22 protein-coding genes, 1 other RNA gene and 2 other annotated features are annotated in these 21,760 nt (G+C 42.5%); of the genes, 18 read left to right on the top strand and 5 right to left on the bottom strand.

What is annotated here, in order from left to right:
* Nucleotides 1-42: 42 nt before the first annotated feature.
* The 5 genes from V7L95_RS00460 to V7L95_RS00440 all read left to right on the top strand — a co-directional run bounded on the left by V7L95_RS00460 (nt 43) and on the right by V7L95_RS00440 (nt 4,771).
* Nucleotides 43-213 carry a YrzK family protein gene (locus V7L95_RS00460; RefSeq protein WP_003216250.1) on the top strand — a complete coding sequence of 57 codons (171 nt, stop codon included), beginning with the start codon at nt 43-45 and terminating at the stop codon, nt 211-213.
* Nucleotides 214-271: 58 nt separating this feature from the next.
* Nucleotides 272-511: a binding site (T-box leader), on the top strand.
* 73 nt (nt 512-584) lie between these two features.
* Nucleotides 585-1,859: a histidine--tRNA ligase gene (gene hisS / locus V7L95_RS00455; protein WP_008342721.1), complete on the top strand. Its 1,275-nt coding sequence runs from the start codon at nt 585-587 to the stop codon at nt 1,857-1,859.
* Between the two features lie 18 nt (nt 1,860-1,877).
* Nucleotides 1,878-3,656: an aspartate--tRNA ligase gene (aspS, locus tag V7L95_RS00450; protein WP_026050119.1), complete on the top strand. Its 1,779-nt coding sequence runs from the start codon at nt 1,878-1,880 to the stop codon at nt 3,654-3,656.
* Nucleotides 3,657-3,733: 77 nt separating this feature from the next.
* Nucleotides 3,734-3,914, top strand: a non-coding RNA gene (gene ssrS, locus V7L95_RS00445) — 6S RNA.
* A gap of 92 nt (nt 3,915-4,006) precedes the next feature.
* Nucleotides 4,007-4,771 carry a tRNA threonylcarbamoyladenosine dehydratase gene (locus V7L95_RS00440; RefSeq protein WP_008342718.1) on the top strand — a complete coding sequence of 255 codons (765 nt, stop codon included), beginning with the start codon at nt 4,007-4,009 and terminating at the stop codon, nt 4,769-4,771.
* 32 nt (nt 4,772-4,803) lie between these two features.
* Here the strand turns inward: V7L95_RS00440 and V7L95_RS00435 are convergent, their stop codons facing one another.
* Nucleotides 4,804-6,069 carry a replication-associated recombination protein A gene (locus V7L95_RS00435; protein ID WP_046527116.1) on the bottom strand — a complete coding sequence of 422 codons (1,266 nt, stop codon included), beginning with the start codon at nt 6,067-6,069 and terminating at the stop codon, nt 4,804-4,806.
* Between the two features lie 207 nt (nt 6,070-6,276).
* Between V7L95_RS00435 and V7L95_RS00430 the strand changes: the two genes are divergently transcribed.
* The 8 genes from V7L95_RS00430 (at nt 6,277) to V7L95_RS00395 (ending at nt 13,290) form a co-directional block, all read left to right on the top strand.
* The gene (locus V7L95_RS00430) at nt 6,277-6,696 is read left to right on the top strand and encodes an Rrf2 family transcriptional regulator (protein WP_008342713.1); all 420 of its coding nucleotides are present in this window, start codon (nt 6,277-6,279) and stop codon (nt 6,694-6,696) included.
* 18 nt (nt 6,697-6,714) lie between these two features.
* Entirely contained in the window at nt 6,715-7,857 is a 1,143-nt protein-coding gene (locus tag V7L95_RS00425) for a cysteine desulfurase family protein (protein ID WP_035701708.1), read from the top strand.
* Nucleotides 7,858-7,951: 94 nt separating this feature from the next.
* Nucleotides 7,952-9,070 carry a tRNA 2-thiouridine(34) synthase MnmA gene (gene mnmA, locus V7L95_RS00420; RefSeq protein ID WP_046527114.1) on the top strand — a complete coding sequence of 373 codons (1,119 nt, stop codon included), beginning with the start codon at nt 7,952-7,954 and terminating at the stop codon, nt 9,068-9,070.
* 61 nt (nt 9,071-9,131) lie between these two features.
* A complete protein-coding gene (locus tag V7L95_RS00415) occupies nt 9,132-9,785 on the top strand; it encodes a tetratricopeptide repeat protein (protein WP_081114281.1) in 654 nt (217 codons plus the stop codon).
* A gap of 19 nt (nt 9,786-9,804) precedes the next feature.
* The gene (locus tag V7L95_RS00410) at nt 9,805-12,189 is read left to right on the top strand and encodes an ATP-dependent RecD-like DNA helicase (RefSeq protein ID WP_017358107.1); all 2,385 of its coding nucleotides are present in this window, start codon (nt 9,805-9,807) and stop codon (nt 12,187-12,189) included.
* Between the two features lie 285 nt (nt 12,190-12,474).
* Nucleotides 12,475-12,933 (top strand): PRC-barrel domain-containing protein, encoded by a 459-nt coding sequence (locus V7L95_RS00405; protein ID WP_129547742.1) that lies wholly within the window; start codon nt 12,475-12,477, stop codon nt 12,931-12,933.
* Nucleotides 12,934-12,946: 13 nt separating this feature from the next.
* The gene (locus V7L95_RS00400; RefSeq protein ID WP_003216308.1) at nt 12,947-13,138 is read left to right on the top strand and encodes a hypothetical protein; all 192 of its coding nucleotides are present in this window, start codon (nt 12,947-12,949) and stop codon (nt 13,136-13,138) included.
* A gap of 20 nt (nt 13,139-13,158) precedes the next feature.
* Complete coding sequence (locus V7L95_RS00395) at nt 13,159-13,290, top strand: YrzQ family protein (protein WP_008342695.1); 132 nt, start codon at nt 13,159-13,161, stop codon at nt 13,288-13,290.
* Nucleotides 13,291-13,328: 38 nt separating this feature from the next.
* Here the strand turns inward: V7L95_RS00395 and V7L95_RS00390 are convergent, their stop codons facing one another.
* From V7L95_RS00390 to V7L95_RS00375, 4 genes are all read right to left on the bottom strand, one after another.
* Nucleotides 13,329-13,979 carry an amino acid ABC transporter permease gene (locus V7L95_RS00390; protein WP_008342693.1) on the bottom strand — a complete coding sequence of 217 codons (651 nt, stop codon included), beginning with the start codon at nt 13,977-13,979 and terminating at the stop codon, nt 13,329-13,331.
* 15 nt (nt 13,980-13,994) lie between these two features.
* Complete coding sequence (locus tag V7L95_RS00385) at nt 13,995-14,648, bottom strand: amino acid ABC transporter permease (RefSeq protein WP_008342691.1); 654 nt, start codon at nt 14,646-14,648, stop codon at nt 13,995-13,997.
* Nucleotides 14,649-14,728: 80 nt separating this feature from the next.
* Entirely contained in the window at nt 14,729-15,538 is an 810-nt protein-coding gene (locus tag V7L95_RS00380; RefSeq protein ID WP_008342689.1) for a transporter substrate-binding domain-containing protein, read from the bottom strand.
* A 14-nt stretch (nt 15,539-15,552) separates the two neighbouring features.
* Nucleotides 15,553-16,281: an amino acid ABC transporter ATP-binding protein gene (locus V7L95_RS00375; RefSeq protein ID WP_050827499.1), complete on the bottom strand. Its 729-nt coding sequence runs from the start codon at nt 16,279-16,281 to the stop codon at nt 15,553-15,555.
* Between the two features lie 225 nt (nt 16,282-16,506).
* On the opposite strand from V7L95_RS00375, the gene V7L95_RS00370 reads away from it, so the two are divergent.
* The 5 genes from V7L95_RS00370 (at nt 16,507) to V7L95_RS00350 (ending at nt 21,612) form a co-directional block, all read left to right on the top strand.
* On the top strand, nt 16,507-17,571 hold the full coding sequence (locus tag V7L95_RS00370) for an AI-2E family transporter (protein WP_017358104.1): 1,065 nt from the start codon (nt 16,507-16,509) through the stop codon (nt 17,569-17,571).
* A 43-nt stretch (nt 17,572-17,614) separates the two neighbouring features.
* Nucleotides 17,615-17,822 (top strand) — a binding site (T-box leader).
* 78 nt (nt 17,823-17,900) lie between these two features.
* Complete coding sequence (alaS, locus tag V7L95_RS00365; RefSeq protein ID WP_017358103.1) at nt 17,901-20,537, top strand: alanine--tRNA ligase; 2,637 nt, start codon at nt 17,901-17,903, stop codon at nt 20,535-20,537.
* An 88-nt stretch (nt 20,538-20,625) separates the two neighbouring features.
* Nucleotides 20,626-20,892 (top strand): IreB family regulatory phosphoprotein, encoded by a 267-nt coding sequence (locus V7L95_RS00360; RefSeq protein ID WP_024718370.1) that lies wholly within the window; start codon nt 20,626-20,628, stop codon nt 20,890-20,892.
* A 3-nt stretch (nt 20,893-20,895) separates the two neighbouring features.
* The gene (gene ruvX, locus V7L95_RS00355; protein WP_003216519.1) at nt 20,896-21,312 is read left to right on the top strand and encodes a Holliday junction resolvase RuvX; all 417 of its coding nucleotides are present in this window, start codon (nt 20,896-20,898) and stop codon (nt 21,310-21,312) included.
* 15 nt (nt 21,313-21,327) lie between these two features.
* Nucleotides 21,328-21,612 (top strand): DUF1292 domain-containing protein, encoded by a 285-nt coding sequence (locus V7L95_RS00350; RefSeq protein ID WP_017358102.1) that lies wholly within the window; start codon nt 21,328-21,330, stop codon nt 21,610-21,612.
* Nucleotides 21,613-21,760 lie beyond the last annotated feature (148 nt).

Raw genomic sequence — 21,760 nt, 5'->3', positions numbered from 1 at the left:
CTGTTTATACTAGATAAAAATGTGATAAAAGGATGTACAAACATGAGATTAAGCAGAAAATTAGGACGAGTGCAATATAATGGACATCGTGATATCGATCGCTGGCAGCACGACGAAATGGATCAACCAGGCTTCCTTGAAGAAACGGCATCTGAATACGGATGCACGTCAAAAGAAGAGCTGGAAAAGAAAAAGAGACACGGCAAGGGTTGACAGAGTGGCAGCACCGACCTTATTATAATATAAATCAACACACTTGAAAATTTAAAATGTGGAACTGATGATAGAGAATAGTAGGGTAAATTGCGTGAGCAGAGAGGAATCGCCTTAGGCTGAAAGCGAATCCGCATGGCATTTATCACGAAAGAACACTCTGTAGGTTTCCTGCTGAACACTCAAAAAATGAGTCATTAGGCGGAGAACGTGAATCTGCGTTAAGGATTTGAGCGGGAACATGGCTAGATCATGTTCCAACTAGGGTGGCACCACGGGTATAACTCTCGTCCCTACTATACACATAGTAGAGGCGGGGGTTTTTTATATGTCCACATAAAAAATGAATGATGGTCGTAGGAGGACGAAAAATGAGTTTTAATATTCCAAGAGGCACACAGGATATTTTACCGGGAGAATCAGAACGCTGGCAGTATGTTGAACAAATTGCGAGAGATACATGTGCAGCCTTTCAATACAAAGAAATCCGCACACCGATTTTTGAGCATACGGAACTGTTTGCACGAGGAGTAGGCGAGTCAACAGATATCGTTCAAAAAGAGATGTACACATTTGAAGACAAAAAAGGACGTAGCATCACACTTCGCCCAGAAGGAACAGCTTCAACTGTCCGTTCTTATGTTGAAAATAAACTGTTTGCACAGCCTGCACAGCCTACAAAGCTGTACTACATTGGACCAATGTTCCGCTATGAGCGTCCGCAAACGGGAAGATATCGTCAATTTTATCAATTCGGAATTGAAGCGATCGGTTCAAAAGATCCTGCCATTGATGCAGAGGTCATTTCATTAGCGATGAGTGTGTATGAGAAAGCGGGTCTTTCCAACTTAAAACTCGTCATTAACAGCCTTGGTGACAAAGAAAGCCGTGCAGATTACCGTCAAGCACTTGTCGAGCATTTTGAACCAAGAATTGATGAATTCTGTCACGACTGCCAAATTCGCTTGCATCAAAATCCATTGCGTATTCTTGATTGTAAAAAGGACCGCGACCACGAACTGATGGCAACGGCACCATCCATTCAAGATTACTTAAATGAAGAATCACGGACTTATTTTGAAAAAGTAAAACAATATTTAACCGATCTAGGCATTGAATATGTCGTCGATCCGAACTTAGTGCGTGGTCTTGATTATTACAATCACACTGCCTTTGAGATTATGAGTAATGCAGAAGGCTTTGGCGCGATCACAACATTAGCCGGCGGCGGCCGTTATGATGGACTCGTTGAAGGAATTGGCGGTCCTGAATCACCAGGTATCGGCTTTGCGATGAGTATTGAACGTTTCCTATCAGCGATTGATGCAGAGAAGATTGAGCTTCCTGTTCAAGACGGCATTGATTTATACATTGCGGCATTAGGAGATCAAGCAAAAGATTATGCTGTTGGCTTATTGAATCGCCTAAGAAAAGAAGGCATTTCAAGTGAAATGGACTATACAGGGAAAAAGCTAAAAGCACAATTTAAAGCGGCAGACCGCTTGAAAGCCAAGTTTATTGCAGTTCTTGGTGAAGATGAGTTGGCGCAGCAAATTGTAAACGTAAAAGATACGACAACGGGTGAACAAATTGAAGTGAAGCTTGATGAGCTGATTCAAATGATGAAAGCCCACCAGAAAGCGTAAAGAAGGAGTGGAATGTTTGTGTTTGGTAGAACTTTTTATTGTGGAGAAGTAACAGAAGACCAAATCGGTCAAACCGTTGTATTAAAAGGATGGGTACAAAAACGTCGTGACCTTGGCGGATTAATCTTTATTGACCTGCGTGATCGTACAGGCATTGTGCAAGTTGTCTTTCATCCAGACCAATCAAAAGAGGCTCTTGAGACAGCAGAATCGATTCGTAATGAATATGTCCTTGATATTAAAGGGACAGTGGTCGCAAGAGAAGAAGCCACGATCAACCCAAATTTAAAAACAGGCAAAATTGAAATTCAAGTCGACACGGTCACTGTTTTAAATGAAGCCAAGACGCCTCCATTTGTGATTTCTGATCAAGCAGATGAGGTATCAGAAGATGTGCGCTTAAAATACCGCTACCTAGATCTTCGCCGTCCTGCGATGTTTGAAACGATGAAAATGCGACATGAAGTCACAAAAGCATTCCGCCATTTCTTAGATGATCACGGCTTTCTAGACATTGAAACGCCAATTTTAACAAAAAGTACGCCAGAAGGTGCACGTGACTATCTTGTGCCAAGCCGTGTACACGAAGGAGAATTCTATGCGCTGCCGCAGTCTCCGCAATTATTTAAGCAATTGCTCATGGTGTCTGGGATGGACCGCTACTATCAAATCGCTCGCTGCTTTAGAGATGAAGACTTACGTGCTGACCGTCAGCCGGAATTTACACAAGTCGATATTGAAATGTCCTTTATGAGTCAAGAAGACATCATGACGCTTGCTGAAGAGATGATGGCAAAGGTGATGAAAGATGTCAAAGGTGTTGACCTGACATTGCCATTACCTCGTATGACGTATGATGAAGCGATGAATTCCTATGGTTCTGACAAGCCAGATACCCGATTTGACATGAAGCTTGTCAACATTTCAGACACGGTAAAAGACTCAGATTTCAAAGTCTTCAGCGGTGCTGTAAACAATGGCGGAGCTGTCAAAGCGATTAATGTCAAAGGGGCTGCAGCAAACTACTCAAGAAAAGACATCGATGCACTTGGTGCATTTGCAGCGAACTATGGTGCAAAAGGTCTTGCTTGGCTAAAAGCTGAAGGGACAGAGTTAAAAGGACCAATCGCTAAATTCTTTGATGAGTCAAAACAAGCAGAATTAAAAGAACAGCTTCAAGTTGAAGAAGGCGACCTTTTACTCTTTGTTGCAGATAAGACGTCTGTTGTCCATGATGCGCTTGGCGCACTTCGCTTAAAACTTGGCAAAGAGCTTAAACTCATCGATGAATCTGTCTTCAATTTCTTATGGGTTGTCGATTGGCCGCTGCTTGAAAAAGATGAAGAAGAAGGCCGCTTCTATGCTGCCCACCATCCTTTCACAATGCCAGTTCGGGATGATCTTGAATTAATTGAAACAAGTCCAGAAGATATGAAAGCTCAAGCGTATGATCTTGTGCTGAACGGCTATGAGCTTGGCGGAGGTTCTATTCGTATTTTTGAAAAGGACATTCAAGAGAAAATGTTTGGTTTACTTGGCTTTTCTAAAGAAGAAGCGTACGATCAGTTCGGCTTCCTTCTTGATGCATTTGAGCATGGGGTGCCTCCGCACGGCGGAATTGCGCTTGGACTTGACCGCCTAGTGATGCTGCTTGCCGGCCGATCTAACCTAAGAGATACCATTGCGTTCCCGAAAACGGCAAGTGCAAGCTGTGTTCTCACAGATGCTCCTGGCACTGTAAGCGCAGCGCAGCTAGATGAACTGAGTTTGGCGATTAAAACAAAAGTAAAACAGTAAAATAGGCGCATGTTTATAGGCATGTAAACGCTTGAAAAAGGGACATGCCTATGATATGCTTTCATCAACCAATAAATAAAGTCCTGATACGTACGGTGGTTACCTAGTTTTGACCGAACATTTTTTTCTACGGGAGCTTGCCTTTCCTTTCTGCATAAATGCCTCTTCTGAGGACTTATAAAGTGAGGAAGAAAGCACCCACCTGCATGGTGCGGGGTTCAAAACGAAGGAAAAGCTGGCGGCGTGATCGGGACTTTTTTGTGTTTTTTTCTATTTGAGAAGGATGACGGAGAACGCTGAATATGATATGATTCTTTCGATTCATTTTAAATAAAGGTGGAGTGAGGCACTTGTTACATCAGTTTTCAAGAAACGAGCTTGCCATTGGCAAGGAAGGCTTAAATATATTAAAAAACAGTACAGTTGCAGTGCTTGGAGTAGGCGGCGTAGGTTCTTTTGCAGTAGAAGCCCTTGCTCGTTCAGGTGTTGGCCGTATTGTTCTTGTTGATAAAGATGATATTGATATTACAAATGTAAATAGGCAGCTGCCAGCTTTGCTATCAACGGTTGGTCAGCCTAAAGTTGACTTAATGCAGGCAAGAATTGCTGACATTAACCCAGAATGTGAAGTTGTTGCGCTCAAAATGTTCTATACAGAAGAAACATATGAACAATTCTTTGAGTATCCACTTGATTATGTCATTGATGCATCAGATACAATTCATTATAAAATTCATTTAATGAAAGAGTGCCTGAAACGCGATGTGAACATTATTTCGAGTATGGGTGCTGCAAATAAAACAGATCCGACACGTTTTAAAATTGATGACATCTCGAAAACACATACAGACCCAATTGCGAAAGTCGTCAGAACACGCCTGCGGAAGGAAGGCATTCGTAAGGGAATTGAAGTTATTTTCTCTGATGAAAGTCCGATTGTCATTCGTGAAGATGTGAGAAAAGAAGTTGGAAATGATGAAGCGAAAATTCGTAAGGCACAAATGCCGCCGTCATCCAATGCTTTTGTTCCATCTGTGGCTGGACTGATCATGGGTGGTCATGTCATTATGAAACTGTTAAAAGATATTCCGATTACACGTGTGAAAGATAAATAAACAGCCCGCCTGCTTAGAGCAGGGGGCTTTTTTTATTTTTGCCGTCTTAAATTTTCGTACACTTGCTTTAGTGCACCTTCAAATTTTCCAGTTTGCTTTGGTTCATAATATTGCTTGTTTTTCAGCGGGTCAGGTAAATATTGCTGCTTCACCCAGCCATTTTCATAATCGTGCGGATATAAGTAATCGGCGCCCCTTCCAAGTGCAGCTGCCCCTTTATAGTGGGCATCTTTTAAATGAACGGGAACTTCACCCATTTTCCCCGTGCGAATATCATGCAGTGCCGCATCAATCGCTTGGTAAGCGGAGTTTGACTTTGGAGAAAGACACAGTTCAATCACGGCATTAGCGAGTGGAATTCGTGCTTCTGGGAAACCAACTCTCTCAGCTGTTTGAACAGCGCTTAACACACGCGGCCCTGCCTGCGGGCTGGCTAGGCCAATATCTTCATAAGCCATCACAAGTAATCGTCTCGAAATGCTTTCGAGATCTCCCGCTTCAATCAGTCTTGCAAGGTAATGAAGCGCAGCATCTGCGTCAGATCCTCTAATGGATTTTTGAAAAGCCGAGAGGACATCATAATGGGCATCACCGTTTTTATCATGCGAGAAGCTCTTTTTTTGTAAACATTCTTCTGCTGCAGCTAGAGTGATCGTGATCTGTCCAGAATCATCCGCTTTTGTCGATAAGACGGCTAGTTCAAGCGCATTTAAAGCGGAACGCACATCTCCTCCGCATCCATTTGCAAAATGATTCATTGCCTCCTCATCAACTTTGACCGAATAACCGCCAAGCCCGCGATGTTCATCCTGTAAAGCTCGAGATAATGCAGCTTTGATTTGCTCTGTTTCCAGCGGCTTCAGCTCAAATATTTGTGTCCGGCTACGGATGGCTGGGTTAATCGCATGATACGGATTAGCTGTTGTCGCGCCAATTAAAATAATCATGCCATTTTCTAAATACGGAAGAAGGAAATCCTGCTTCCCTTTATCGAGTCTGTGGACTTCGTCTAAAATCAAGATGACCTGACCACTCATTTTCGCTTCAGCGGCGACAGCTTCCATATCTTTTTTGTTATGAATCACCGCATTCAATGTACGGAAGGCAATGCTTGTACTGCCAGCGATTGCAGTTGCAATGGATGTTTTGCCGATTCCCGGCGGCCCGTATAAAATCATCGAGGACAAATGTTTCGCCTCGACCATTCGTCTAATAATTTGACCTTCTCCAACGAGATGCTCCTGCCCAATAATGTCTCCAATATGACTTGGGCGCATTCGATACGCTAAAGGTTTCATGATTATCTCTCCTAAAGCAATGTCTTGTTTGTATAGAGTACCGAAATTTCTTCAAATAGAAAAGGGATGCGTCCTCGTTTTGAGCTCAGAACCCGCAAATGAAAGTTGGCTAAAAGTATGATATAATTGCTTTTGGTCTATATAAGCGTATATGAAATCAGAAAAATAATTGATGACATAGAAATAGAAAACGCAGAGGTGTTTAACTTGAAAATTTCTACTAAAGGCAGATATGGTCTGACGATCATGATCGAATTAGCCAAAAAACATGGCGAAGGCCCTACATCATTAAAATCAATCGCTCAAAACAATGATTTGTCTGAGCATTATTTAGAGCAGCTTGTATCACCACTTCGCAATGCACGTCTTGTGAAAAGTATCCGTGGAGCGTATGGCGGCTATGTGCTTGCCCATGAGCCAAACGAGATTACAGCCGGTGATATTATTCGAGTATTAGAAGGACCTATTAGTCCTGTTGAAGTGATCGAAAACGAAGAGCCAGCAAAGCGTGCACTTTGGATTCGTATTCGTGATGCAGTAAAAGACGTACTAGACAATACAACTCTTGAAGACTTAGCAAGCTATAAAGATGATGAGGATCAAGAGGCGTATATGTTCTATATTTAGATCAGAGGTGTACCGGAAATGGAACGTATCTATTTAGATCATGCAGCCACAACGCCGATGGATCAGCGAATTGTGGACAAGATGATGCCTTACTTTACAGAGATATTTGGCAATCCCTCTAGTATTCATTCATATGGGCGCGAGGCAAGAAAGTGGCTCGATGAAGCAAGGGAAGTCATTGCAGGAGAATTACACTGTAAGCAGCAGGAGATCATCCTCACAAGCGGGGGAACAGAGGCAGACAACTTGGCCATTACAGGTGTGGCAATGGCAAGGCAGCATGAAGGAAAACATATCATCACAACAAAAACTGAGCATCATGCAGTGCTGCATACATGCGAACGCTTAGAGAAGCTTGGTTTTGATGTGACGTATTTAGATGTGGATCACACTGGATTGATTCATCTTGATCAATTAAAACAAGCATTAAGAGACGATACAATTCTTGTGACCATCATGTACGGCAATAATGAAACGGGTGTGATCCAGCCAATCAAAGAAATTGGTCAACTTTTGCATGATCACGCTGCTCATTTTCATACAGACGCTGTACAGGCATTTGGGACAATATCAATTGATGTCACAGAACTTCATATCGACCTCTTATCTGCGTCCGGTCATAAACTAAATGGCCCGATGGGAACAGGCTTTTTATACGTCAATGAGCGTGTAAAACTTTCTCCGCAGCTATTCGGAGGAGAACAAGAGAGAAAACGCCGTGCTGGCACTGAAAATGTGGCGGGAATCATTGGACTTGCAGAAGCAGTTCAATTAACAAAGCAAAATAGAAGAGAAAAAGCAGTGCATTATGGTAAGCTCAAAGAAGCGATGCTGCAAGTATTCGAAGAGGAATCACTCAATTTCTCTATCAATGGACATCCGAAAGAGACATTGCCGCATATTTTAAATGTCCACTTCCCGGGCGTTTCTATTGAATCGTTACTTGTGAACTTAGATATGGAAGGGATTGCTGTTTCAAGCGGGTCAGCATGTACGGCTGGATCTGTCCTTCCTTCGCACGTATTAAGCGCCATGTATGGTGAAGAAGCAAAAGAACTGACATCCTCAGTCAGAATTAGCTTCGGTCTTGGAAATGAAGAGGAACATGTGAAGCAGGCGGCGCATAAGATAGCGGCTGTCGTCAAACGCCTAGCCAAATAAATGCTCCCCTTTTGTTCGTGTGTGAAAAATGAAACAGCAGGCACCTGAAGAACGAAACGCGCACGTTGTTTCATTGAAATTGGAGTTGATGAAGATGACAAAAAGACCTGAAGACACAAGAGTTGTGGTCGGCATGTCCGGAGGCGTCGATTCATCAGTTGCTGCGCTCATGTTAAAGGAGCAAGGCTATGATGTGATCGGCATATTTATGAAAAACTGGGATGACACAGATGAAAATGGTGTATGTACAGCAACGGAGGACTATGAGGATGTCATTCGTGTTTGTAACCAGATTGGAATCCCATATTATGCAGTGAATTTCGAGAAACAGTATTGGGACAAAGTGTTTCAATATTTTCTTGATGAATATAAAGCAGGCAGAACGCCGAACCCAGATGTCATGTGTAACAAAGAAATTAAGTTCAAAGCATTTCTTGAGCATGCATTGTCGCTTGGAGCGGATTATTTGGCAACAGGCCACTATGCCCGTGTCGACAGAACCGGCGATGAAGTCAAAATGCTAAGAGGTCTTGATACAAACAAAGACCAAACTTATTTCTTGAATCAGCTGACTCAAGAACAGCTTGATAAAGTGTTGTTCCCAATCGGCGATTTAGAGAAAAAAAGAGTGCGTGAATTAGCGAAAGAAGCAGAGCTCGCAACAGCAACGAAAAAAGATTCTACGGGCATCTGCTTTATTGGGGAAAGAAACTTTAAAACGTTCCTTAGCCAATATTTGCCTGCACAGCCCGGTGTGATGCAGACAATGGACGGAGAAGTAAAAGGTGAACATGATGGACTGATGTATTACACGATCGGTCAGCGCCAAGGACTTGGCATTGGCGGAAGCGGTGATCCGTGGTTCGTTGTTGGGAAGGACTTAGAGAAAAATATCTTATTTGTTGAACAAGGCTTCCACAATCCGCTTTTATACTCTGAAAGTATTTCAGCTGTTAACATCAGCTGGACTCGTCCTCATATTGTCGGCGAAAACGGTGAACTCACATGCACAGCAAAATTCCGATACCGTCAAGAAGACCATCATGTAAAAGTCAAACTGACAGGTGAGCAGGAAGCAATGGTGATCTTTGATGAACCCGTTCGTGCTGTCACTCCAGGACAAGCTGTTGTTTTTTATGATGGCGAAGAATGTCTTGGCGGCGGAACCATTGACGATGTCTTTAAAGATGGCCAAAAGCTGTCGTATGTGTAACATGTGTTAAAAACCTCAACGTCGCTGTTGAGGTTTTTTAATGAAAGGATGAAGAGAGCGAATGAATCATAACGAAATCGGTATTGAAGCTTTAAATCAAGGGAACATCGAACAGGCAGCTGAAGCTTTTACGAAAGCCATTGAAGAAAGCCCAAAGGACCCGGTTCCATATATTAACTTTGCGAATTTACTTTCAAGTGTTCATGAATTTGAACGTGCTTTGAACTTCTTTCAAAAAGCCATTGAACTTGATCATACAGCAGCTGCAGCCTATTACGGAGCAGGAAATGTCTATACGATGAAAGAAGACTTTATGAAAGCGAAAGACTATTTTGAGCAAGCGCTACAAGCTGGAATGGAAAACAGTGATTTGTTTTATATGTTAGGGCAGACACTGATGAAATTAGAGCAGCCGAAGCTTGCGATGCCTTATCTTCAGCGTGCAGTTGAGCTAAACGAAGAAGACAACGAAGCAAGATTTCAATTTGGCATGTGCTTAGCGAATGAACATCTGCTGGAGGAAGCGGTCGCAGTCTTTGCTGAAGTGATTACGCGAGATCCGCAGCATGCAGACGCTTTTTATAATGCGGGCGTTGCGTATGCGTATTTGGAGAAAAAGGACGAAGCGCTTGAAATGCTAGGAAAAGCCATTGACGTGCAGCCTGATCATATGCTTGCATTGCATGCGCAAAAGCTGATTCAAGAGGCAGAATAACCGGAAGGAGGGAAGACCTGTGCAGGAACATCCAGATCAAATGAAGCTTGAAGACGAACCGTTTTTAAAAGGGACGGTTCAAGCCGTTATTTTCCATAACGAAAGTAATTTATACTCGGTGTTAAAAGTAAAAGTCATTGAAACATCAGAGAATTTAGAGGAAAAAACAGCATCTGTCACAGGGTACTTCCCAGCGCTTCATGAGGAGGAAACCTACACCTTCTATGGCAAGGTCACAAGTCATCCGAAGTTTGGCGAGCAGTTTCAAGCCACTCATTTTCAAAAGGAAGTCCCTACAACAAAACAAGGCATTATTCATTATCTTTCTAGTGACTTGTTTGAAGGGATTGGGAAAAAGACGGCGGAAGAAATCGTCGGCAAGTTAGGCAATCAGACGCTTCATCAAATTATGCGTGATCCGTCTGTTTTGTATGACGTCCCTCGCCTGTCAAAAAAGAAGGCAGATAAGCTGGCTGCCGCACTTCAGGAGCATCAAGGGCTTGAGCAAATCATGATCAGCCTGAATCAATATGGCTTTGGTCCTCAGCTTAGCATGAAAATTTACCAAGCGTACGAGAGTGAAACGTTGCAGAAAATTGAAGAAAACCCTTATCAGCTCGTCAAAGACGTAGAGGGGATTGGATTTATTAAAGCAGATGAACTCGGCGCTAGAACAGGGATATCTGGAAATGATCCAGAACGCATTCGTGCAGCCCTTTTGTATACCGTTGAGACAGCAAGCCTGCAAGACGGTCATACGTACATACAAACGAAAGATCTGATCATCGAAACCCGTAAATTGCTGAATCAAACAGGCAATGACTACAAAGTGACTGAAATGGACGTTGCCAATCAGATCATTGCACTTGGTGAAGGGAAAGACATGATCATTGAAGATGATCGCTGTTACCATCCTTCGCTCTTTTATGCGGAACAAAGTGTGGCAAAACGCATTCAAAAAATTGTCTCTCAAACAGAATATGCAGATCAATTTCCTGAATCAGAATTTCTGCTCGCACTTGGTGAATTGGAGGAGCGGCTGGGTGTCCAGTATGCACCGACCCAAAAAGAAGCCATTCAAAAGGCACTCATGTCCCCGATGCTGCTCTTAACAGGCGGGCCGGGTACAGGGAAAACGACGGTCATTAAAGGGATTGTCGAGCTTTACAGCGATCTTCACGGCGTATCTCTTGACCCGGGTGATTATAAAAAAGATGAAGCATTTCCGTTCGTACTTGCCGCACCAACTGGACGTGCTGCGAAACGAATGACAGAATCCACTGGACTTCCTGCTGTGACCATTCACCGGCTGCTAGGCTGGAATGGATCAGAAGGCTTCTCACATGATGAAGACCAGCCGATTGAAGGAAAGCTTGTCATCATTGATGAATCGAGTATGCTGGATATTTGGCTGGCGAACCATTTGTTTAAGGCGATCCCAGATCATATTCAAGTCATTATGGTTGGAGACGAACATCAACTTCCATCTGTCGGACCTGGTCAAGTGTTAAGAGACCTGCTTGCGTCACAAGCTATACCGGCAGTTACACTAACTGATATTTACCGGCAGGCAGACGGTTCAACAATTGTTGAGCTTGCGCATGATATGAAAAATGGTGTTTTGCCAAAGGATATTACTGCACGCTCGAAGGATCGATCCTTTATTCAATGCTCTAGTGACCAAATGAAAGAAGTCATCGAGAAAGTGGTCAGCAATGCTGCTCAAAAGGGGTATTCAGCAAAGGACATTCAAGTACTTGCCCCGATGTATAAAGGAAAAGCAGGCATTAATGAACTGAATAAAATGCTTCAGCAAATTTTGAATCCTAAAAAGCCAAAAGGAAGAGAAATTCCTTTTGGTGATGTCGTCTACCGGACAGGTGATAAGGTACTTCAGCTTGTCAATCAGCCCGAGAATAACATTTTTAATGGAGATATTGGCGAAATTGTCTCGATCTTTTATGCGAAAGAAAACACAGAAAAAGAAGATATGGCGGTCATCTCCTTTGATGGAAATGAAATCACGTTTACGAAAAAAGATTTTCATCAATTTACACACGCTTATTGTTGCTCGATTCATAAATCCCAGGGCAGTGAATTCCCAATCGTGGTGCTGCCAGTCGTGAGAAGTTATTATCGAATGCTTCGAAGAAATTTGCTTTACACGGCCATTACACGAAGTAAAAAGTTTTTAATTTTGTGCGGCGAGGAATCAGCATTAGAGTGGGGCGTGAAAAATAATGAAGACTCCCTCAGACAAACGTCTTTAACCATGCGTCTTACTGAAACGGAAGAAATCATGGACGCTGAGCTAGCAGCCCTCCAAAAAGAACTTCCTTTCAGCGTACACGATGCCAATATTGGCATGGAGGGAATCACTCCGTTTGATTTTATGCAAGAGTAAATGGCTTCCATGGAAGCCATCATATTGTTAAACAAAGGGCTAAAATGAACTTGATTTTAGCCCTTTGTTTTTTTCAGCGTGAAAGAAAACCTTTGCAGCCCTAGGAAGGACGAGTACTGGCGCGGAACGAATTTGACATTCGTGAGCACCAGCACGCAGGACTGACAAAGAATGCGAGGGTTTGTCTACACGCTGATGGCTTCCTTCATGGAAGCCATTTCTTCGTATGAGTCATAGAGGAAACGCACACGATAAGACTGTTCCGAAAAGGTGGTTGATCACATTTTGAGAACATGTCGAGAGCTTGAAGGACTGACGATCTATACAGACGAGCTGTCTCATTCACTTGGGGCGATCAAAGATATTTGCTTTTTAGCCGGCGGCAGCTGCGGGGGATATGTTTTAGATGGGAAAAAGAAAGACTGTGCTTTCATTCCATTCTCAGCTGGCGACAAACTGACAGACAAAGGTCTATATGTGAGCTACCAGAAGGGCATCGAGATAGATACCTCCGCCCCATCCTTCTTCTTTTCGAAATTAAAAAAGAAAATGATCCGTACGCCAGATGGTGAAACATTAGGTGTTTTGGAAGATGTATACTTTTGCATGAATTCGGGCACAATCGTAGCATATGAACTCTCGGACGGCTTCTTTACAGAGCTATCAGGGATTCGAAAGCAGCTGCATGCTGCCGGAACCTTGATGGATGTTCAAAAGGAAGCACTTGTTCTAAACCGAACGTAAAGAGGTGCTGAATATGCTCATTTGCCCAAATTGCAAATGTAAAGACATCGGAAAAATTGGGGTCAATCAATATTATTGCTGGGGCTGTTTTATTGAATTGACACTGTCAAAAGGCAAAATATCTACTCACCAAGTGGAGGAAGACGGTACACTAAGCAGTTTAGACGACCTGTTTAGTGACGATGAACGTTCAATTCAACTATAAGTGTTAAGGGGGAATTTCGAATGGGCAAAATGACTTCTTCACTATTAACGCTTGGTGCAGGTGCACTCGCATATCACTTTGCAAGTCGATATGATATGCCATCTAAGCGGGATATGAAAAAGATGAGAAAACGAGTTATGCGAATGCTTTAAACAAAAAGGGACATCCACCATGAGCGGATGTCCTTTTTTTATGCCTGCCTGTACTCTAATCTCCGTGCAAGTATAGACAAGCTGAAGTTGACAACAAAGTACATCATGGCCGCCAAGAGGAAAATAGGAAGTAAATAAGATTGGCTTTGACCATTTAAAATCTGCGCGTGATGCAATAACTCTGGAAGGGCAATTACAACGGCGAGCGATGTATCTTTTAAAAGAGAAATAAATTGACTGACAATCGGCGGTACCATTCGGCGTAACGCCTGTGGCATGATAATCATTTTTAATGTTTGAATATAGGTTAAACCAGAGGATCTGGCCGCCTCGATTTGTCCTTTATCAATTGATTTTAATCCGCTGCGAATGATTTCTGACAGCATAGCGGATTCAAACACGGTTAAAGCCGCAATGGCAGAGGCCGTGATGCTCAGCTTAATGCCAATTTCAGGCAGGGCGAAATACGTAAAAAAGATGATCAGCAAAAGCGGTAGGTTCCGAACGGTTTCAACAATGACCGCAAGCACCTTTGATAAAATAGGGATTTGTGCGAACCTCAATGTGCCAACGACTAATCCGATGATAAAGCTTAAAATGATGGAGATAAAAGCCACTTTTAAGGTGACAGCAAATCCTTCAAGTAAAAAGGCGAGATGATCGGGCTGGTAGGCACCTATAAAATCCATTGTGTTTCCTCCTTTCTAGTGGCTTCGGGCTAATCTTTTTTCTAAATAACCAACGCCTAGACTAAGTGGAATGGTCAATAGAAGATAGAACATGGCAACAAAAATGTATACATCAAATGTCACAAACGTTCTCGAAGCGATAAGGTCTCCTTGGTACATCAGATCAAACCCTGCAATGACACCTAAAATAGACGAGTTTTTCACAAGGTTGATAAATTGATTCCCAAGTGGTGGAATGACAATTTTGATGGCCTGCGGCAGAATAATATATCGCATCGTTCCGCCATATGTCAGACCAGAAGCTCTAGCTGCTTCCATTTGTCCAAGCGGTACAGCTTGTATACCTGCACGAATGGCTTCAGCGATAAAAGCAGACGTATAAATGGAGAGGGCAATGGTTCCTGCTGTAAAGCCATCTGCCACAATGCCAAGTACCGGTAAACCAAAAAAGAACACAAAGGTGATCAATAATAACGGAATATTCCGAATAAATTCCACGTAAGCCGTCCCTAACCAGTTGAGCGGCCTTAGTGGCGCAATTCTCATAATGGCAATGAGTGTACCGATGAAAAAGCTTCCAATCAACGCAATGACACTTGCACCAATCGTATATTTAAACCCTTCTAAATAAAGATGGAAGTTCTCAGTTAAAATGGAAAACCGCAGCAATCAGTTCACTTCCTTCCTAATCAACAGAGGAGCCGGCAAGCGGCTCTCCTGAGGGTGTTGAGATTGATCGAGTCAATTGATTATTCTTTGATCCATTTTTTATGAATCTTGTCATACTCTCCATTGTCTTTTAATGCCTTTAACGCTTTATTAATGGCTTCTGTCAATTCTTCATCGCCTTTTTTCACAGCGATACCATAAGGCTCATCGGTAAATGTTCCGCCAACGACTTCATAATTTGAATCTTCGTCTGCCATGCCAAATAAAATTGCATTATCAGTTGTCAGAACTTGCCCTTGATTTGATTTTAAGGCTGTAAAGGCTTCTTGGTAATTTTCAAATTCTAAAACGGATGCTTCTGGTGCCTTTTCGCGAATGTTTTGAGAAGAAGTGGACCCTTTCACTGCAAGCACCTTCGTACCTTTTTTAAGATCATCAATCGATTGAATGTCGCTGCCTTTTTTCACAAGCAGTGATTGTCCTGCTTCAAAGTATACGTCTGAGAAATTGACCTCTTTTTTACGCTCTTCTGTGATCGTCATTGTGGCAACAATGGCATGAATATCTCCTTTTTGCAGTAAAGGAATTCTTGTTTTAGATGTCACTTCTTTGAATTCTGCTTTTCCTTCATCACCGAGCATTTCTTTAGTGATCGCTTTTGCGATATCAATATCAAACCCTTCAATATCCCCGCTACTAGGATTTTTTAGACCAAATAAACGAGTATCGTTTTTCACACCGAAAACGATTTTTTTGTCTTTCTTAATGGCTTCTAATGAGCTACCTTGTTTTGCATCGGTTGAGCCTTTCTCGGCAGAGCCGCAGGCAGCGAGAGCGATCATACAGCAAGTCATCAACAGTAATAGGCCAAAGCGTTTCATTTTTTTCATCAAATTCATTCCCCCTAGTGATTTAAAATACGGCTTAAAAAGAGCTGAGCGCGTTTCTCGCGCGGTTTTTCATAAAAGGCAGCTGGTGTTGATTCTTCAAGAATTCTTCCTTCATCAATAAACACAATGCGGTCTGCGACTTCACGGGCAAACCCCATCTCGTGCGTGACAACGACCATTGTCATTCCTTCCCTTGCCAGCTGTTTCATCACATCTAGCACCTCACCGATCATCTCTGGATCAAGAGCTGATGTTGGTTCATCGAAAAGCATGACCTCAGGTTTCATTGCAAGTCCCCTTGCGATTGCCACACGCTGCTGCTGTCCTCCTGAGAGTCTAGAAGGGTAGGTGTCTGCTTTTTCAGGAATGCCAACTTTATTTAAATAAAATTCAGCTGTTTCCTTTGCTTCTTCTTTGCTCACTTTTTTAACCTTCATCGGCGCAAGCATAATGTTTTCAAGCACCGTCTTATGCGGATAAAGATGGAAGTGCTGAAACACCATCCCGATATTTTGCCTGATGAGATTGATGTTGGTTTTCGGATGCTGAACAGACACTTGATTGACAAGGACTTTTCCTTCATCAATGCTTTCAAGACGATTGATACACCTGAGGATCGTGCTTTTTCCAGACCCTGAAGGACCGATGATCACAACAACCTCACCTTTTTGAATATGTAGGTTAATGTCCTTAAGTACATGGAACTGGCCGTAATGCTTGTTGACTTCTTCGAATGTGATCATGAAGAACCTCCTCTTCTAATGATTGAGCTAAAGCGGATTCTAGCATAAATGAGGTGAAAATAAGAAAATAATGGAATATTTTCTAACGAGATTTTTACAGCAAACAGTGACTTTGGATGGAGCCGTATGTTTCATGTGTATTCATTTTTAACAAAGTTAGGACAAATTTTATTTACATGGATAATTGCAGAAGTTGGTTAAACAATAAGAAGAGAGGTGAAAAAGGTGAAGAAACGTCCGATCGAGTTTCTAATATATGCTGCAGGTGTACTGCTTGTCCTTGCGTCTTTACTCATTTTGGTTCAGCTCGACGAGCTATGGATGCCTATTTTTTTATTGCTCAAAGCGGTTTTGATCCCGCTTCTTATCGCTATTTTTATTTCTTATCTTCTTTATCCAATTGTTGAAAGACTACATAAGCGAGGTTTGCCAAGGACGGTCAGTCTTTTATTAATATATGTGCTGTTTTTTGGCGGCATTGGTTTGGCTGTGTATAAAGGGGCACCGGTTTTAATCGCTCAGTTAAATGAATTGTCGGAGCAAATTCCCATGCTTGCCGAAACGTATAATGGTGCTTTATCACATGTTCATCGTCATACAAGCCACTGGCCTGATGGACTACATGAACGGCTGGATCGTTTTATTGTCCAATCTGAGACGTATGCCGCAAATGGGGCAGAGCGGATGATTCTAAGCTGTAAAGTATTGCTTGATTACGCCTTAGTTGCTGCACTTATTCCTTTTCTTGTCTTTTATATGGTGAAAGATATGAACACGATGAAGCGGGCAGCATGGTATTTAACCCCGCCAAGCTTTCGAAAAAGGGGACATGCCTTTGTGAAAGCAGTGGATGACTCACTTGGGGATTATATTAGAGGGCAATTGCTTGTCTGTTCTTTAATTGGAGGTGCTGCTGCCATTGTTCTTTGGCTGTTTCATATTCCATATCCGCTTGTACTAGGTATGTTAATCGGTGCAACGAATGTCATTCCGTATTTTGGCCCGATTATTGGAGCGATCCCAGCTGTCTTTATCGCTTTTACCATCTCAGTGAAGTCAGTGATCATTGTGCTAATTACAGTAGCCGTGCTTCAATTTTTAGAAAGCAATGTACTGAGTCCGATCATTGTCGGGAGAAGCCTGCATATGCATCCTGTCGTGATCATGCTGGTGTTACTCGCTGGAGGGGAGCTGTTTGGCTTGATTGGAATGATTTTAGCCGTACCGTCCGCAGCCATTATGAGGGTCATTATTGTGCAATATATTCACATGAGACGAAGCGTTCATTGACAAGACGAGCCGAGTTGTCTATAATAATTTCGATTCATACATATTGAATTCAATGACGGACCCGAGTACGTTAAAAAGCTGTTGCAGAGAGAGGCTTTGTTTGCTGAGAAAAGCCTTATCAGACCTTTAACGGAAGCTAGTCCCGAGTGCAGATAAACACTGCCGCTCTCTTCCGGCGTTATCGGATGTGAAGGTGATAGACGCATATGTCTATAATCAGGGTGGTACCGCGAGAGCATCTCGTCCCTGTGTAAGTAGTTTTTTGCTTGCATAGGGCGGGATGTTTTTTCGTTTGTGTGAAGATTGAGAATAAAAAGGGAGGATTTATGATGAAAACTTTAACTTCAGCTCAAGTACGTCAAATGTTTTTAGATTTTTTTAAAGAAAAAGGACATGCTGTCGAACCGAGTGCGTCCCTCGTACCGCATGACGATCCAACACTTTTATGGATTAACAGCGGGGTGGCAACATTAAAGAAATACTTCGATGGCCGCGTCGTGCCTGAGAATCCACGTATTTGCAACGCACAAAAATCAATTCGTACAAATGACATTGAAAATGTAGGGAAAACAGCACGCCATCATACGTTTTTTGAAATGCTGGGCAACTTCTCTATTGGAGACTATTTCAAAGAAGAGGCAATCGAATGGGCTTGGGAATTCCTCACAAGTGACGAGTGGATTGGCTTTGATCCGAATCTGTTATCTGTAACGGTACATCCAGAGGATGAAGAAGCATATGTTCTTTGGAGAGATAAAATGGGTGTCCCTGAGGAACGAATTATTCGTCTAGAGGGCAACTTCTGGGATATTGGCGAGGGGCCAAGTGGTCCGAATACAGAAATTTTCTATGATCGCGGCGAAGCATATGGCAACGACATGAACGACCCTGAATTATATCCAGGCGGAGAAAATGAACGTTATCTAGAAGTATGGAATCTTGTTTTTTCTGAATTTAACCATAATCCAGATGGTACATATACACCGCTTCCGAAGAAAAACATTGATACAGGAATGGGTCTTGAGCGTATGGTCTCTGTGATTCAAAACGTACCGACGAACTTTGATACAGACCTGTTCATGCCGATTATTCGTGCAGTAGAAACGATTTCTGGAGAAAGCTATGGGGAGTCAAAAGAAAAAGACACAGCATTTAAAGTCATTGCTGACCATATTCGTACTGTTGCCTTTGCCGTCAGTGACGGAGCGCTTCCTTCTAATGAAGGCCGAGGTTATGTGTTAAGACGTTTGCTGCGCCGTGCTGTGCGTTATGCAAAAACGATCCATATCCACCGTCCATTCATGTATGATCTAGTTCCAGTTGTTGCGGAGATCATGAAGGATTTCTATCCAGATGTTCAAGCAAAAGAAGAATTTATTGCAAAAGTGATCAAAAATGAAGAAGAGCGTTTCCATGAGACACTGAATGAAGGGTTAGCCATTTTATCAGAAGTGATCAAAAAAGAACGAGACAATGGCAGCTCACAAATTTCCGGTAAAGATGTGTTTAAGCTTTATGACACATATGGATTCCCGGTCGAACTCACAGAAGAATATGCTGAAGATGAGAACATGACAGTCGATCGTGAAGGCTTCCAGCTAGAAATGGAGAAGCAGCGTGAACGTGCAAGAAATGCCAGACAAGATGTGGGCAGTATGCAGGTTCAAGGCGGGGCTTTAGGCGATATAAAAGCAGAAAGTACGTTTGTTGGCTACGAAAATTTAACTGCAGATGCTCGTATTATCGAATTGCTTCAAAACGGTGAAATTGTCACAGAAGCACACGAAGGGGAAACGGTGCAAATTTTATTAGATGAAACACCTTTCTATGCGGAAAGCGGCGGACAAGTGGCGGATAAAGGAACGTTAAAAAGTGCCGAAGCGATCATTGATATCAAAGATGTGAAAAAGGCGCCAAACGGCCAGCATGTCCACGAAGGAGTCGTCGTAAGTGGTACGGTTCAAAAAGGCATTGAAGTCACTGCAGAAGTCGAATCAGCGCTTCGAAAAGGCATTGTGAAAAATCACACAGCGACACATCTTTTGCACCAAGCGCTAAAAGATGTATTGGGCAGCCACGTTAACCAAGCGGGTTCACTTGTGAATGAAAACAGACTTCGCTTTGACTTTTCTCACTTTGGACAAGTAACAAAAGAAGAATTGTCACAAATTGAAAAAATCGTCAACGAAAAGATTTGGGAAGGCATTTCGGTTGCCATTGACCTGAAACCAATTGCTGAAGCAAAAGAAATGGGCGCAATGGCGCTGTTTGGCGAGAAGTATGGCGATATTGTCCGTGTTGTGCAAGTGGGTGATTACAGCATCGAGTTATGCGGAGGCTGTCACGTTCAAAACACTGCGGAGATCGGATTGTTTAAAATTGCATCTGAATCGGGTATTGGTGCTGGAACACGCCGTATTGAGGCTGTAACAGGTAAAGGTGCTTATGAAGAATTAAATGATCAGCTAGCGATTTTAGAAAAGGCAGCTAATGAACTGAAATCAAATACAAAAGATGTACCAAAACGCATCGCTTCCTTGCAGGCTGATTTAAAAGAAGTTCAAAGAGAAAACGAATCACTTCTTGCGAAATTAAGTCAAGCAGAAGCTGGCTCTATTTTAGAAAAAGTCATCGAAGTTGGCGGAGTGAACGTGTTAACTGAAAAAGTAAACGCCAAAGACATGAACCATTTAAGAACGATGGTTGATGACTTAAAAGCGAAATTAGGTTCAGCTGTCATCGTACTTGGTGCCGTTCAAAATGGAAAAGTCAACATTTCAGCCGGTGTGACGAAAGACGTCATTGAAAAAGGTCTTCATGCAGGAAAACTTGTGAAGCAGGCAGCTGAAATTTGCGGCGGAGGCGGAGGCGGACGCCCAGATATGGCACAAGCAGGCGGGAAACAGCCAGAAAAGCTTGAAGAAGCACTGGCAACTGTCGAAGAATCTGTCAAATCCGTTTTATAATCAGTCAATGTAGTGTAGAATAATGGTATTAGATGAGCGGTTAGAAAAAGCTTGCTAGTAGAATGTTGGAAGAGAGGTGCAAGAAGCAGTGAGTTCATTTGATAAGACAATGAAGTTTAACTTCTCTGATGATTCAGCTGAAACCAATGTGAATGAAGTGCTCATAACAGTCTATGACGCACTCCAAGAAAAAGGATACAACCCGATCAATCAAATTGTCGGATACTTGCTGTCAGGCGACCCTGCTTATATTCCAAGACATCAGGATGCACGCAACCTAATTCGTAAACTAGAACGAGACGAATTAATTGAGGAATTGGTTAAATCGTACTTAGAGACACATAAAGAGGCGTAAAACATGAGAATTTTGGGCTTAGATTTAGGCACGAAAACCCTTGGTGTGGCTATCAGTGATGAAATGGGATGGACAGCTCAAGGGATTGAAACCATTAAAATCGATGAAGCAGGCGGAGACTTTGGTCTCAGCCGCCTGTCTGAGATCGTCTCGCAATATGGAACGGATAAAATTGTCCTTGGTTTTCCAAAAAATATGAACGGTACGGTCGGTCCAAGAGGCGAGGCCAGCCAATCATTTGCGAAAGTGTTAGAAAACACGTACAATGTTCCTGTTGTGCTTTGGGACGAGCGTCTGTCAACGATGGCAGCAGAAAAAATGCTCATCTCTGCAGATGTGAGCAGACAAAAGCGTAAAAAAGTCATTGATAAAATGGCGGCTGTTATGATCCTTCAAGGGTACTTAGACAGCTTAAATTAAAATGAGGTGAATCAAATGGAACACGGAGAAAAGCAAATTACAATCGTTGATGATAATGGAAATGAGCAGCTTTGCGAAGTACTATTTACTTTTGAAAGCGACCATTTTAACAAATCATATGTTCTTTACTACCCAATTTCTGAACAAGATAACGAAGAAATTGAAATTCATGCATCAAGCTTCACGCCAAACGAAGACGGTGAAGATGGCGAATTAGAGCCAATTGAAACGGATGAAGAGTGGGACATGATTGAAGAAACGTTAAATACGTTCTTAGATCAAGAAGACGAAGAAGAATAGAACGAACAAAAGGCCTGTGAAGCAGATGAGAGTTATCTGCATGATCACAGGCCTTTTTATTTATGGAAGCTTTGAAGTGATGGTTAACTTTTGATTATTTCGTTGTGCATTTTGAAAGTTAAGTAAATAAAGACCATGATCAAATGTT

Origin of the sequence: Bacillus sp. PPSBB_11 (assembly GCF_038023285.1) — a bacterium.
In the GTDB taxonomy this organism is placed as follows: Bacteria; Bacillota; Bacilli; order Bacillales; family Bacillaceae; genus Bacillus; species Bacillus altitudinis.
Note: the sequence above shows the minus strand (reverse complement) of the source record. Positions and strands in the feature narration are given on the sequence as shown.